A 13,094-nucleotide genomic window follows, 5' to 3' on the forward strand; every position below is an offset into this window, starting at 1 on the left:
ACATGAAGGATGGAAATAGGCTAGGGTACTTCGCCATTGTTGAACAGATAACTCTTCAATTTTCTCTTCCTGAACCTTCTGTAAAATGTTACAATGGTTTTGGTCTAAGGGAAGGATGGTCGAAATTTGTCGGTGTTAAACAGAAACAGAAAGCACATTTTGTTAGGTTTTTTTATTTGTATTCTGCTCGTTGCTCTGATTGCCTTTTTATTTTATAACCCTACAGGCATTAAACTTACTCACAGTAATATGCGACAGCTATCTGAACATTTAAGGGACATTGGTTGGCCCGGTAAAATCATCGGAATGGCTTTAATTTTTTTTCAAACGTTCTTTCCGTTTATTCCGTTTGTTGTTGTTGCAGGTACGAATGTTGCTATTTTCGGTATTAAAATAGGGTTTCTTGTTAATTACATAATGTCTTGTTTGGGAGCCATTGCCTCTTTTTATTTTGCTCGCTATTATGGACATGCATGGGTAGAGAAAAAGCTCGAGCGATTCCCGTTAGTGACGCAGTTTAGTAAGCGGATGGAAAAGCGTGGATTCCTGTATGTCCTTCTAGGCAGATTGATTCCGATTTTACCTTCTTCGGCGATTAATTTTGGTGCGGGGCTAACTCGAATGCGGTTTACTCATTTTCTATGGGGGACCTTGCTGGGGAAACTGCCAATCGTATTTCTGGAATCGATGATTGCGCATGATTTATTTCATTTCCAGAAATATAAGGGAAGATTACTTTGGTTGCTCGGTATTTTCGTTGTTTTGATTCTAGTGGGGAACGGCGTGAAGAAAGCCATTGCAGCAAAGACGAAGTAAAGCGCTTTACTTGGAGAATGAAGGAAATTTTTAGTTGCGTTAAGTAACCTTTCCAAGTTATCATATAGGGAGCAAGACGACCAATTCAGATGCGAATAAATGGAGGAATGAAATATGCCAAGTGCTAATAATGCCGCAATTGTTGAAATTTCACAAACAGCTAATAAATTCAGATCGTCAATCGTTCTCCAATATGATAATAAGTATATCGATGTAAAAAGTATCTTAGGTTTGTTCACTACATTGCTTAGTTCCAGCAACTATGATCTTCATGTTCATGGGCCGGATGCAGAAGAAGCGAAAGTCGCTATGGCTGAAGTGTTCGCAAAGCACAATTTGGGCGTAAACGTTGTTCAAGAATAGCGTTCATGCTTTAAGAAGGTACTCTCAGAATCTCTGAGGGTACCTTCTCTTGTATATTGATCCAATTTCGCTTAATATAGATCATATAAGGACGGATGACTATGCGTATAGGGGGAAGTTGGGAATGTCTTCATCTGATCTATTGCTGGACATGAATCAAAAAGCGCTTAATCTTCTCCAAGAAGATGCAGATAAAATCGAAAAACTCATCGAAGTACAAATGGAGAACTTGACAACGCGTCAATGTCCACTGTATGAAGAAGTTTTAGATACGCAAATGTACGGACTTTCTAGAGAAATTGATTTTGCCATTCGAGCGGGACTTATTTCCGAAATGCCTGGCAAACAAATTCTCAGCAAGCTTGAACGTAACCTTGCGCAGCTATATGAAGCGTTGAATAACAAAAAGTAACCCTTCACAATGGGTTACTTTTTTTTGTCTTTGTTATGTAGTTAGACGAGGAAGAATACGACGCCTAGAATGATATAGACCACGAGCAGCAGAAGTCCTTCATACCAGTTGGTAGAGCCATCTTGGGTTATCGACTTCGTAATAAAGACGGCGACTCCGATGGCAGCAATTTCATAAGTGGAGAAGACAATGTTCATAGGTGTTCCACTTACGAAGAAACTGATAAGTATAAGCACAGGAGCTACGAATAAGGCGATCTGTAATGAACTGCCGATGGCTATTTCGACGGCTGCGCCCATTTTATTCTTCATAGCCATCATCACGGCTGCGCTATGTTCTGCGGCATTTCCAATAATGGCAATGAGGAATGCGCCTACAAACAGTTCAGATAATCCAAATCTATGGGTAACTTCTTCTAAGGTACCAACTAACCACTCACTGGTGAAAGCTACCATGACTGTGGCAAGGATTAGAAATAGAATCGAAGTTCCTTTGGACCACGCTGCCTCACCATGTTCAATGGCTTCGTCAGAAAGTACACTTTTGTGTGTAACCATGGAGAATAGGAGCCAAAGCAGGTAGGCGACGATCAGTAATATGGCGACGATCATGCTCATCGTTGACGTTTCCTTGGTTGTCAATCCACCGGTAAAGATGGCTGGAATGAATAGCGCAACAACGCCAAGAATCATTAAGGAAGAATTGTGTGAAGCAAGTTTTACGTTAAATGACTGTTCTTTAAACTTTAATCCACCTGTAAATATACTCAGTCCCAGAACAAGCAGCAGATTGCCGATTATGGCTCCGGTGAGACTGGCCTTGACAACATCGAACAATCCGTCTCTAACTAAGAAGAATGCAATAATTAACTCAGCTGCGTTACCGAATGTTGCATTGAGAAAGCCGCCTACTCGCTCACCTGCATAGTGCGCAACACTTTCTGTCGCTTTACCTAGAAATCCAGCTACAAAAATGATCGCTATACAAGCAATAATGAATTGAAGTGTTGAATTCAGATGCATGTAATGAGCGATACCCGTTGCAACGAAAGAAATGATTAACCCGATGTAAAACATTTTTCCTTTCAAAGTAAACCCTCCGACTCATTCTTTTATTGGTACTTTTTGACTTCTTTTAATATACCTACTTTGGAACCCAATGTAAATTCGATTTGACTGTTATCTCTGTTCTTGCTTTCATCTAGTGAACTTATTACAATAGATTTATACCAGAGTGGAGAGACTTTGAGCTCCACTCAAAGTTCCCAATATGAGGAGTTGATCTGTATGTCCGAAGACAATCAAACCGGCTTAATTCGTATTTCTGATGATGTAGTATCAACAATAGCAGGACTTGCAGCTCTAGAGACAGCAGGCATAGCAGGCATGTCAGGCGGTATCTCGGAAGGCTTAGCTAAGCGACTAAGTGGTAAGAATGTGCAGCGCGGCGTTTCTGTTGAGGTTGGGCAAGTGGAAGCTGCCATCGATCTGCGTGTTATCGTCAATTACGGTTCCCGAATTCAGGATGTATGCAGGGATCTCCAAGAAAACGTGAGAGAAGCTGTTGAAAATATGACTGGACTAACCGTGGTGGAAGTCAACGTCAAGGTGGAAGGTGTCGCGTTCAAGGAAGAAGAGACGTCAGACGATCCACATCGTGTAAAATAAAAAAAGACTCAATCGAATTCACTGAAATCGATTGGGTCTTTTTTTGGGTTTTGCATCTTCTTTGTGTGATTGTTCCCGAGATATACTGAGCAGGATCCCCATACTGATGAGTGAGACCATCATGGAGGAACCTCCTGCCGAAATAAAGGGCAAGGTTACACCAGTTAAAGGGATGGTGTTTGTTACTCCGCCGATATTAATGAAGGCTTGAAAAGCAAACATAACCATGATACCAACACCAGTTAGCATTCCGAACATATCAGGACTGCGCACTGCAACGAGAATGCCTCGCCATAGGAAGATAAGAAAAATAAGGATGAATAAGGCACTACCAATGAATCCGAGTTCTTCCCCGATGATCGCAAAAATGAAGTCAGTATGAGCTTCAGGCAAATAATGCAGCTTCTGAATACCTTGTCCGAATCCTGCGCCCGTTAATCCGCCATGACCAAAGGCGTACAAAGATTGAACAACTTGAAGTCCATTACCTTGTGGATCAGAGAAAGGATCTAGAAAGGAGGTCAGACGGTTTAACCGGTAATTGTTATCAGTGTTTCCTTTGAGCAGGTAAAGAGCTCCCCCTATCGCGGCAATGGAAACAAAGCCTGTCCCAATAAAGAATATATGCTTCAAATTGGAGCCACCGACCATAATGACGATGGCTGCGCATACGAGCAGAATCATACAGGAGCCAAAGTCTGGCTGTAACATGATTAGAAAGCATACAAAGCCAACGATAAGAATGGCAGGGAGCAGCCCTTTCTTGAAATTACGGAACTTCTCTTCTTTATTACTAATGAGAGAAGCCAAGTAAAGGATAACAATGAGTTTGGCAAACTCCGTAGGCTGAATACCAAATTTACCTACGTTAAACCAGCTGGCTGCACCATTTGATTTTGAAGTGAAAATAACGAGAACGAGCAGCACTACGACAACAAAGAAAGCAGGAATAACTAACTTCTTGAGCTTGGAGTAGTGGAGGTTCATACAGAAAAGCATGCCGACCGTCCCTATGCCTACGGCCATGAGCTGCTTTTTTGTAAAGAACCATGGATCATTGTTAAATTTGGCATAATAAGCACTCGTCATTGAGCTTGCACTAAAGACCATGGCAAGACCGAAGCAAACAAGTACAAACGTTAAAAATAGCAGCAGAAAATCCGGCGTTCCTCTTCGAGGGGGATTCATGCTGTTTCCTCGCCTAGTCTGCTAATAATTGCTGCAGCTGTGCTAATTTTTGATTGGAGATTTTGAGAACGGACTCAGGGATAGGAGAATTGTAATCCAAGCCGTGCGGGAACGTTTCTTTACCTATGTAAGCATCTTCTAAGAATAGGATTGCATAAGGAGATTCTAGTTTACCGGATTCTACGCGAGCATTTACACGTAAGAAATATACGGAATTACTTGCTTTATCTTCCATTTTAAAATCATAAGTAGCACGCGTGTATTCCCACTGCCAACGCACGAAACCAAGTTTAGTCGTTACTTCATCCAGGTGAGCCAAATCACTTTTTAAGCCTTTTAGGCCAGTTGCTTCAATAATCACTTTTAACGCCTCCATATTGTACGTATGCATTCTTTATTCATGATAGTATGTTTCCCAAGGTTCTGCAAGTCGATAGCAACGTCAATTTTCTAATATTTGATGGCACTTTACAGATGAAACATGTTCATTTATTTGGTAGAATAGGTTCAATGACACAGCAAGCGTGAAAAGTTAAGAAACAAGGATGGGCGGAGGATTTTCCTTATGAACGATTTTCAAGCTAGCTTACAAGCGAATTATGAAGAAATGGTTGCCTGGAGGCGCTACTTACATCAAAACCCAGAACTCTCTTTCCATGAATATCGTACCGCTGAATTTGTGGCGAATCATTTACAAAGTTGGGATATAGAAGTGCGCAAAAATGTAGGAGGCAATGGCATTGTCGGACTGCTCCGCGGCAGCAGCGAAGGTCCTACGGTTGCGCTTCGAGCAGACATGGATGCACTGCCTATTCAAGATGAAAAGAACTGTGCGTACTCTTCGCTCACGAAGGGAGTTATGCATGCTTGCGGACACGACGCACACACCTCAACACTGCTTGGCATTGCCAAAGTGGCGAGTCAACATCGTTCTCAACTGAAAGGGAATCTGGTTTTCTTGTTCCAGCATGCTGAAGAAATTACGCCTGGTGGCGCTGATTCCATGATCCAAGATGGAGCTCTTGAAGGTGTTGATGCCGTGTTCGGCGTTCATTTATGGACACCATTTCCAGTTGGCCATTATTATTCCAAAGCAGGTCCCTTAATGGCGGCACCCGACGAATTCACCATTCACATTCAAGGAAAAGGTGGACATGGGGGGTTACCTCATCAAACCATTGACAGTATTTATGTAGCTTCACAATTAGTTGTTAATCTTCAATCGATCGTGAGCCGACAAATAGATCCGATAGAACCATGTGTGGTTAGCGTAGGATCCTTCCATGGAGGCTCTAGCTTCAATGTCATAGCTGAAACGAGTGTGCTGAATGGCACTGTGCGCACTTTCAATGCGGAACTTAGACAAGATGTGAAGGAGCGCCTAGAACGGATTGTACACGCCACTTGTGAGATGTATCAGGCTTCTTACAAGATAAACTATAAACTAGGTTACCCTACGGTTGTTAATGACGGGAAAGAAGCTGAGCGTTTCTTCAAAGTCGGAAGCGAATTATTTGGGGCAGAAGCTGTTCACGAGTCTCCGCTTATTATGGCCGGAGAGGACTTTTCCTATTATTTGAACCACCGACCAGGTTGTTTTATGTTCGTTGGTGCAGGTAATGTTGAGGCTGGCATCATACATCCGCATCATCATCCGAAGTTCGATATTGATGAGAAATCTATGCTGAATGCGGCAAATTTGCTGTTAGGAATGGCTTTGGATTATATGGCATGAATGCCGTCCGTCCTTTGGAGAATGCTATAGAGGTAAGTTAACTCCGAGGAGGGATTATTGGAAATGGCAGGTAAAACAGTAAGGGACATCATGAGTAAAGATTGCGTAACCGTTACTCTGCAGGATAATATTTACGAGATCGCCTTGAAAATGAAACAGCACGATATCGGATTCGTTGCCGTTGTAGAGGGTAAGAAACTCATTGGTGTTGTAACAGACCGTGACCTCGTTGTTCGCGGATACGCAGAAAAGCATTCTGGTTCTACTGCTGTCGATAAAGTCATTACGAAGGATATCGCGACAATAACCCCTGATACATCTGTTGATGAAGCTGCCAAAATAATGGCTAAAGATCAAATTCGACGTTTACCTGTAATGGAGAACGGCGAGCTTGTCGGAATCGTAGCCATCGGTGACCTAGCGGTTCGCGGCATTTTTGAGGATGAAGCAGGGGAAGCGCTTAGTAAAATTTCATCAGACAAAACACTAGTCGGCAGTAAATAATTAGGATCACCAATCATAGTGAGCAACCTGTTTTCCATGCTATGGAGAAAGGTTGCTTTTTTTGTCAAGAAAAATTGTTGTCTTTACTACCGATAAATCATGAGAGATAATGATAGCGAAAAGGGTAGGGGGAGGTTAACATCTTAGAATGAATAGGGTCGAAGACAGCGCATTTATTGGTGTCATTATTCTAGACGCAGGTTGGCATTATACATATATCAACGAATATGCAGCAAAAATTTTAAATCGTACGCCCGATGAATTGTTGGGTAAAGTCGCATGGGCAGAATTTCCTGACGCGATACGGTACGCTTGTTACGATCAGTTCCATAAAGCCCTTAAAAATAAGGAAGAGGTTCATTTTGAAGAGTACATAAAAGCGTCCAATCAGTGGGTGAGGATTAGTGCGTATCCATATAGCGGGAGCTTGCATATCGCACTCCGCAAACCGGATTATGCTGAAATTAGTTCATTGCTGGAAAGCGAGTATTATCTTAAATATACAGAGAATTTTCAAGATTTAATCACATTGACTACCGTTGAAGGCAAATTTCGATATGTCTCCCCTGCTATTCACTCGCTGCTCGGTTATGAGGTTGAGGAAATGGTCGGTACCCGTATCTTGACGTACTGTCATTCGGAAGACTTAGAGATTCTGAGAACCATTTTTAATGATGAAAACCAATCGGCTGTTGCAGACCAAGGGATGATCACCTGTCGCTTTTTGCATAAAAAAGGGTGGTACGTGTGGTTTGAGAAAAATTTCAAATGGATGTTCGATGACGAGGGCAAGAGAATTCAGATATTAGGCATTTGGCGCGATATCACGGAGCGTAAGCAGGTCGAGGAGCGTTTTGTTCAAGCACAGAGGCTGGGGCAATTTGGCAGTTTTGAACGATATTTGAACGATGAGTATTGCATATGGTCCGAGGAAATGTACCGTATACATGGTCTTGATCCCGTTGATTCCATTGAATTAAGCGAAGCTATTAATCAAATTGTATTGGATGATCGCGAGAAAGTTGCTCTTGCTTTTGAGACCGCTTTACAGGTTGGTTTATCAGAAGTCGAGTACAGGATTGTTCGCAAAGATGGAGAAGTGCGCCATCTGAAATCTCAAATCGAGCGAGTCATCCGGGATAATGGTCGCACGGCAATACGGGGACTCATTCACGATATTACAACATATAAACAAATTGAATCTGAGCTAAAAAGAAGCAAAGCCAATTTGGAAATTGCGCAAGAAATCGCGGGATTGGGTCACTATGACTGGGATGTGATCAGAAATGACTTGTACTGGTCTGATGAATTATTTACGCTGTTTCGTATTCGCCGTGAATCTTTTGGGAATACAATAGAAGCATTTTTTAATACAGTTCATCCGGATGATACCGTTAAAGTGAAAGAGGCAATCCGTGATGCGCTGCATGGCGGTTTATTAGATATGGTGTATCGAATTATTGTGAATGAGAATGAAATTCGCATGATTCATACTATGGCCAAAACGACCTATGACGAATGGGGGAGACCGCTGCGTCTGTTTGGAACGGTGCAGGATATCACCATACAGAAACAGACAGAAGAGCTTCTTCGCAAAACGGAAAAATTAAATGTCGCTGGGCAATTGGCAGCAGGTATTGCACATGAGATTCGTAATCCGCTTACGGCACTCAAAGGATTTGCGAAGCTGATGTGTCATGCAAACGAAGAAAGCAAGCTTCGGTATTTTCAGATCATGCAGGAAGAATTTAACCGGATCGAACTGATTTTGGGAGAGCTTCTGATTCTTGCTAAGCCGCAGGTAGTAGCATTTCAACCTCATGATACGAAAGCTATTCTTAGCGAAGTCATTGAACTGCTGAATACGGAGGCAATCATGAGCAATGTGATCATCGAACTAGATTGTGAACCTGATCTTCCTCTGGTTAAATGTGAGCGAAACCAATTGAAGCAGGTTTTCGTGAATATGATTAAAAATGCCATTGAGGCGATGCCAACAGGAGGCGGTCTGCATGTATCTGTGAAAAAGGTTGCGGGCGGTGTAGCTCTCTATTTCGCAGATCAGGGAATGGGTATATCGGAGGAGCGGCTGCCGCGCATAGGGGAACCTTTTTATACGACCAAAGAGAAGGGAACTGGGCTCGGCGTCATGGTTAGCTTCGCAATTATCGATGAACATCAAGGGCATATCGAATATCAAAGTAAGCTTGGCGTTGGCACGACTGTCCTTATCCAACTGCCAGCTTTTTCGTGAAAAAGGGAGGGAATGGACCAGGAAACTGGTCCTTTTTTCATTGTCGATTTCTTGCAACTGTCAAAGTTCGCAATAAGGTGGTCAATCTGCGACAAGATGCGGTCTTCTAAATATGCTACATTGATAACGTGTTCAATAATTGTGAATCTAACAAGAAAAAGGTGATAACCATATGGAGAAAGTAAGGATTGGTATTATTGGTCTGGGCAATATGGGAACCGGACATGCCAAATATTTGGTGAACAATGAAGTGAAGGGTGCTCAGCTAACCGCTGTATGTGAGTTCAGAGCTGACCGCTTGGAATGGGCGAAAGAAAACCTAGGCGAAGGCGTCCAATTATTCGACAATCTTGATACATTCCTTACTTCGGGGACAGTTGACGGTGTATTGATTGCGACTCCACATTATGATCACCCAGATGTAGCTGCCCGTGCATTTAAAGCCGGACTCCATGTGTTGTGTGAGAAACCCGCAGGTGTTTACACCAAACAAGTTCGTCAAATGAACGAAGCTGCGCAAGCTTCAGGTAAAGTATTCAGTATGATGTACAATCAACGTACAAATCCTTTATATAAAAAGTTGAAGGACCTGGTTTCATCTGGTGAGCTTGGTGAAATTCGCAGAACAAACTGGATTATTACGAATTGGTATAGATCCCAAAGCTACTACGATTCAGGCGGCTGGCGTGCAACATGGGCAGGCGAAGGCGGCGGCGTACTCATTAACCAAGATCCGCATCAGCTTGACTTGTGGCAGTGGACGATCGATATGATGCCTAAACGAGTTCGTGCATTTTGCTATTTCGGCAAGCATCGCAATATCGAAGTAGAGGATGATGTAACCGCATTCGTAGAGTATGAGAATGGTGCTACGGGCTTGTTCGTTACAACAACGGGTGAAGCACCGGGGACAAACCGATTCGAGTTGTCCGGTGACCGCGGTAAAATTGTGATCGAAGATGGCAAGCTAACTTTCTGGCGTTTGCGCGTATCCGAGAGAGAATTTAATGAAACCTACCAAGGTGGATTTGGTCAACCGGAATGCTGGAAGTGCGAGATTCCAATTGAAGGACAAGAAACAGGCCACAAAGGCATCACGCAAAACTGGGTGGATGCCATTCTACATGGCACGCCATTGGTTGCTCCAGGAGAAGAAGGAATCAAAGGTCTTATGCTTTCCAACGCAATGCTGTTGTCGACATGGACAGACAATTGGGTAGATCTGCCGATTGACGAAGAACTGTTCGAGCAGCATTTGCAAGATAAAATAAAAAATTCCACTGTCAATAAAGAAGCTGGCTTTAAAACACTTGTAGTCTAATAACATGAACACCTAGCGCTATTGCGTACATGGGTAGGATAGTGGAGGAATTGGGACATGCAGAAAAGCGATGGAATGAATTACGCACCAAAAGGGAAGCCGAACATTGTCGTACAAAAAGGGGAGTTCGTTTTCGCAGCTATTGCCTTGGATCACGGTCATATCTATGGGATGTGTAATGGCTTACAGGAAGCGGGAGCAGAGCTCAAATGGGTTTATGACCAGGACGCTGCTAAGGTAAAGGCATTTGTTGAGAAGTATCCCCATGTGAAAGTGGCTGCGTCTGAGCAAGAAATATTTGACGATGCCGAAGTTAAGCTAATCGCTTCTGCTGCCGTACCTTCTGAACGCGGAGCGTTAGGTGTCCGGGCGATGGAGAATGGCAAAGATTATTTTACAGATAAAGCTCCCTTCACAACGTTAGATCAACTGGCTACCGCCAAGGCAACGGTTGAAGCGACGGGTCGCAAATTTGCCGTATATTATAGTGAGCGTCTACATGTGGAGAGCGCCGTATTTGCGGGACAGCTTATTGAAGAGGGTGCAATTGGCCGTGTCGTACAGGTCATTGGTTTAGGGCCGCACAGATTGGGTCATTCGAATCGCCCGGATTGGTTTTTCAAGAAAGAAAACTACGGAGGCATTCTCTGTGATATCGGCAGTCATCAAATCGAACAATTTCTGCATTATGCAGGTTGTAAGGATGCTACCGTAGTAAGCAGCAAAGTGGCAAATTACCATGCGAAGGATTATCCGGAGCTGGAGGATTTCGGTGACGCAACACTGATCGGGGACAACGGGGCGACAAACTATTTCCGTGTGGATTGGCTTACACCGAGTGGTTTGGGTACTTGGGGAGATGGACGGACGGTTATTCTAGGAACAGAAGGCTATATTGAGCTGCGTAAATATATTGACATCGCTCGCGATCCGCAGGGAGATCAGCTATACCTGGTCAACCAGCAAGGAGAAAAGCACTACAGCCTTCACGGACAAGTAGGCTTTCCTTTCTTCGGTCAGTTGATTTTGGACTGTCTGAATCGGACGGAGCATGCTATGACACAGGCGCATACGTTCAAAGCAGCAGAGCTTTGCTTGCTTGCTCAGGCGAATGCAATCCGTGTGGAGTAGATCTACACATTAACTGGACAAAAGCCTTCATAGGCATCGATAATTGCCTTTTGGCATGATAGCACAGCTGTACGTTAAGCTTAAAATTCGGGTAGTCTAGCGGCAATATCGCTAGCTGCCCGTTTTGCGTTTCAGCGGTAACGGTTGTTTTGGGAAGCAAGGAAAGACCCAGTCCATGCATCGCGCATTTTTTGACCGTTTCATAGTTGTTGATTTCATAAGCCAGCGTATATTGGATTTGGTGCTTACGCAGCATCTTTTCAAATAGATTGCGACAGCGGCTTCCTGCTGTTGACATCAGAATTTCGCAGCCGTTCAAATCTTGTGGAACAATGGATGATTTGGCTGCTAACGGATGATCCGGCGAGGCAATAATGACGAATTCCTCTTCTTGAATATTTTCAAATATTAAATCGGGGTCATGTATGTCACGTTCAACGATGAACCCCATATCGCATTCGCCTGCCTTAAGAGCTCGATAAATATCATTCTCGACCACTTCGATGATGGTGATCGTAATTTGCGGATAACGCCTCTTGAAAGCTCCTAAATACGGCGGCAGCATATAAGAGCACATGGTTGTCTCGTGTGTGCCGATGATAAAGCTCCCCGTCGTTTGACCCGCAACAGTAATCTTCGATTCCTCAACTAATTTGACAAGCTTGGAAGCATATCGGAGTAAAATGTCGCCGGCTGGCGTCGGTCTCATCTTTTTGCCGATACGTTCAAATATTTCGATACCATATTCCATTTCCAACTTTTGAATTTGAGATGTCACACTCGACTGAGCGTAGCCGAGACTTTCACCTGCTTTCGTATAGTTTTGCCATTTGGCGACTTCAAGCAGCGTTTTATACAAGGTAAGATCCATGCTAGTCGCCCTCCAATCATCACTATTTCTGATGGTTACTATCATTTATTATAGATAACTCTGGTAGTTCCTGCCATGGTAAAATCGTTCTCAACCAAAGGATAGGGGGAGTTACCATGTGGAATCTATACGAGATAGAGAAAAGATTTGAGCATCATATCAGAGAAATAGAAAAGCGCTCAAGAAGGGCCCATTGGTACGAAAAGAAGGAGAAAAGGGGCTTTCGTTTGCTCCCGATTGCTGGCGTGCTATCAGCGCTTGCCCTGGTAGTTATCGGTTATTTTTTGGTATCAAATGCTTTATCGTAATCCTTCCATAAGCCTTTCTTTTTATTACGGGCTGTTTCTTGATCTTTCTTAAAGTCATCTACGTACTTAACGTTCGGAGGATATGTAGCGATCCGCGCATACCCCTCTTGAACCAGGGTACGGTTAAACAGTTCTTCACCAATCCATACGTAGGCAAGCAAGCGATCATATTGATCTTTTTTATCTACATCAAATTCAAGCTCGACGGTTTCCTTCTCCAACCGCTTCTTCGTATAAGCACTTGCTTCTTTCCCATAAAACATAACCGGGGTATTAGGTTTCTTCGTCTCCGGTGTGTCCACACCAATTAATCGAACTTTCTCTTTCTTCCCCTTCATTGTGACCTCAAGCGTGTCACCGTCCACGATACGTTCTACTTTTACACGCTCTCTGCCAGCTGCAGTTGCGGGTTTAGTCCCACAAGCAGTCATCAAAATAACAAGACTAAGCAGCATAGCAAGAGAGATCATCCATTTGCGCATGTAGCACCTCCTTAGAGTTTTCATAAGAAAACTATCTTCGTA

14 protein-coding genes are annotated in these 13,094 nt (G+C 43.3%); 9 read left to right on the forward strand and 5 right to left on the reverse strand.

Annotation, left to right across the window (positions count from 1 at the left end; genetic code table 11):
• Positions 1–306: 306 nt before the first annotated feature.
• The 3 genes from NYR53_RS14940 (at position 307) to NYR53_RS14950 (ending at position 1,591) form a co-directional block, all read left to right on the forward strand.
• Entirely contained in the window at positions 307–816 is a 510-nt protein-coding gene (locus tag NYR53_RS14940; protein ID WP_261305886.1) for a TVP38/TMEM64 family protein, read from the forward strand.
• A gap of 114 nt (positions 817–930) precedes the next feature.
• Complete coding sequence (locus tag NYR53_RS14945; RefSeq protein ID WP_029195595.1) at positions 931–1,179, forward strand: HPr family phosphocarrier protein; 249 nt, start codon at positions 931–933, stop codon at positions 1,177–1,179.
• Between the two features lie 124 nt (positions 1,180–1,303).
• Positions 1,304–1,591, forward strand: coding sequence for an Fpa/YlaN family protein (locus NYR53_RS14950; protein ID WP_056833125.1), 288 nt, complete (start codon positions 1,304–1,306; stop codon positions 1,589–1,591).
• A 41-nt stretch (positions 1,592–1,632) separates the two neighbouring features.
• Here the strand turns inward: NYR53_RS14950 and cax are convergent, their stop codons facing one another.
• Positions 1,633–2,667, reverse strand: a complete 1,035-nt coding sequence (gene cax, locus NYR53_RS14955; RefSeq protein WP_496198192.1) for a calcium/proton exchanger — start codon at positions 2,665–2,667, stop codon at positions 1,633–1,635.
• Between the two features lie 210 nt (positions 2,668–2,877).
• On the opposite strand from cax, the gene NYR53_RS14960 reads away from it, so the two are divergent.
• Entirely contained in the window at positions 2,878–3,258 is a 381-nt protein-coding gene (locus NYR53_RS14960) for an Asp23/Gls24 family envelope stress response protein (RefSeq protein ID WP_261305888.1), read from the forward strand.
• 18 nt (positions 3,259–3,276) lie between these two features.
• Here NYR53_RS14960 and ftsW read toward each other — a convergent pair whose 3' ends face one another.
• Both ftsW and NYR53_RS14970 read right to left on the reverse strand, forming a co-directional pair.
• Complete coding sequence (gene ftsW / locus NYR53_RS14965; protein ID WP_261305889.1) at positions 3,277–4,446, reverse strand: putative lipid II flippase FtsW; 1,170 nt, start codon at positions 4,444–4,446, stop codon at positions 3,277–3,279.
• 13 nt (positions 4,447–4,459) lie between these two features.
• Entirely contained in the window at positions 4,460–4,807 is a 348-nt protein-coding gene (locus tag NYR53_RS14970; protein ID WP_261306377.1) for a YugN family protein, read from the reverse strand.
• 204 nt (positions 4,808–5,011) lie between these two features.
• Between NYR53_RS14970 and NYR53_RS14975 the strand changes: the two genes are divergently transcribed.
• The 5 genes from NYR53_RS14975 (at position 5,012) to NYR53_RS14995 (ending at position 11,391) form a co-directional block, all read left to right on the forward strand.
• On the forward strand, positions 5,012–6,181 hold the full coding sequence (locus tag NYR53_RS14975) for a M20 family metallopeptidase (RefSeq protein ID WP_261305890.1): 1,170 nt from the start codon (positions 5,012–5,014) through the stop codon (positions 6,179–6,181).
• 63 nt (positions 6,182–6,244) lie between these two features.
• Positions 6,245–6,685, forward strand: a complete 441-nt coding sequence (locus tag NYR53_RS14980) for a CBS domain-containing protein (RefSeq protein WP_261305891.1) — start codon at positions 6,245–6,247, stop codon at positions 6,683–6,685.
• A 148-nt stretch (positions 6,686–6,833) separates the two neighbouring features.
• Positions 6,834–8,939 carry a PAS domain-containing protein gene (locus NYR53_RS14985; RefSeq protein ID WP_261305892.1) on the forward strand — a complete coding sequence of 702 codons (2,106 nt, stop codon included), beginning with the start codon at positions 6,834–6,836 and terminating at the stop codon, positions 8,937–8,939.
• A gap of 172 nt (positions 8,940–9,111) precedes the next feature.
• A complete protein-coding gene (locus tag NYR53_RS14990) occupies positions 9,112–10,260 on the forward strand; it encodes a Gfo/Idh/MocA family protein (protein WP_047672603.1) in 1,149 nt (382 codons plus the stop codon).
• Positions 10,261–10,317: 57 nt separating this feature from the next.
• Positions 10,318–11,391: a Gfo/Idh/MocA family protein gene (locus tag NYR53_RS14995; RefSeq protein ID WP_261305893.1), complete on the forward strand. Its 1,074-nt coding sequence runs from the start codon at positions 10,318–10,320 to the stop codon at positions 11,389–11,391.
• On the opposite strand, the gene NYR53_RS15000 is transcribed toward NYR53_RS14995, so the two are convergent.
• Together NYR53_RS15000 and NYR53_RS15005 are read right to left on the reverse strand one after the other, a co-directional pair.
• Complete coding sequence (locus NYR53_RS15000; RefSeq protein ID WP_261305894.1) at positions 11,336–12,262, reverse strand: LysR family transcriptional regulator; 927 nt, start codon at positions 12,260–12,262, stop codon at positions 11,336–11,338. The genes NYR53_RS14995 and NYR53_RS15000 overlap by 56 nt on opposite strands.
• 277 nt (positions 12,263–12,539) lie before the next feature.
• Entirely contained in the window at positions 12,540–13,052 is a 513-nt protein-coding gene (locus NYR53_RS15005; protein ID WP_261305895.1) for a thermonuclease family protein, read from the reverse strand.
• Positions 13,053–13,094 lie beyond the last annotated feature (42 nt).

The sequence above is a fragment of the Paenibacillus andongensis genome (genome assembly GCF_025369935.1).
In the GTDB taxonomy this organism is placed as follows: Bacteria; Bacillota; Bacilli; order Paenibacillales; family NBRC-103111; genus Paenibacillus_E; species Paenibacillus_E andongensis.

What these genes read in the sequence shown, in the direction of transcription:
- NYR53_RS14990 (WP_047672603.1), top strand. Translation starts at nt 9,112, where the DNA reads ATGGAGAAAGTAAGGATTGGTATTATTGGTCTGGGCAATATGGGAACC.
- ftsW (WP_261305889.1), bottom strand. Translation starts at nt 4,446, where the DNA reads ATGAATCCCCCTCGAAGAGGAACGCCGGATTTTCTGCTGCTATTTTTA.
- NYR53_RS14950 (WP_056833125.1), top strand. Translation starts at nt 1,304, where the DNA reads ATGTCTTCATCTGATCTATTGCTGGACATGAATCAAAAAGCGCTTAAT.
- NYR53_RS15000 (WP_261305894.1), bottom strand. Translation starts at nt 12,262, where the DNA reads ATGGATCTTACCTTGTATAAAACGCTGCTTGAAGTCGCCAAATGGCAA.
- cax (WP_496198192.1), bottom strand. Translation starts at nt 2,667, where the DNA reads ATGTTTTACATCGGGTTAATCATTTCTTTCGTTGCAACGGGTATCGCT.
- NYR53_RS14940 (WP_261305886.1), top strand. Translation starts at nt 307, where the DNA reads ATGGCTTTAATTTTTTTTCAAACGTTCTTTCCGTTTATTCCGTTTGTT.
- NYR53_RS14975 (WP_261305890.1), top strand. Translation starts at nt 5,012, where the DNA reads ATGAACGATTTTCAAGCTAGCTTACAAGCGAATTATGAAGAAATGGTT.
- NYR53_RS14945 (WP_029195595.1), top strand. Translation starts at nt 931, where the DNA reads ATGCCAAGTGCTAATAATGCCGCAATTGTTGAAATTTCACAAACAGCT.
- NYR53_RS14995 (WP_261305893.1), top strand. Translation starts at nt 10,318, where the DNA reads ATGCAGAAAAGCGATGGAATGAATTACGCACCAAAAGGGAAGCCGAAC.
- NYR53_RS15005 (WP_261305895.1), bottom strand. Translation starts at nt 13,052, where the DNA reads ATGCGCAAATGGATGATCTCTCTTGCTATGCTGCTTAGTCTTGTTATT.
- NYR53_RS14960 (WP_261305888.1), top strand. Translation starts at nt 2,878, where the DNA reads ATGTCCGAAGACAATCAAACCGGCTTAATTCGTATTTCTGATGATGTA.
- NYR53_RS14985 (WP_261305892.1), top strand. Translation starts at nt 6,834, where the DNA reads ATGAATAGGGTCGAAGACAGCGCATTTATTGGTGTCATTATTCTAGAC.
- NYR53_RS14980 (WP_261305891.1), top strand. Translation starts at nt 6,245, where the DNA reads ATGGCAGGTAAAACAGTAAGGGACATCATGAGTAAAGATTGCGTAACC.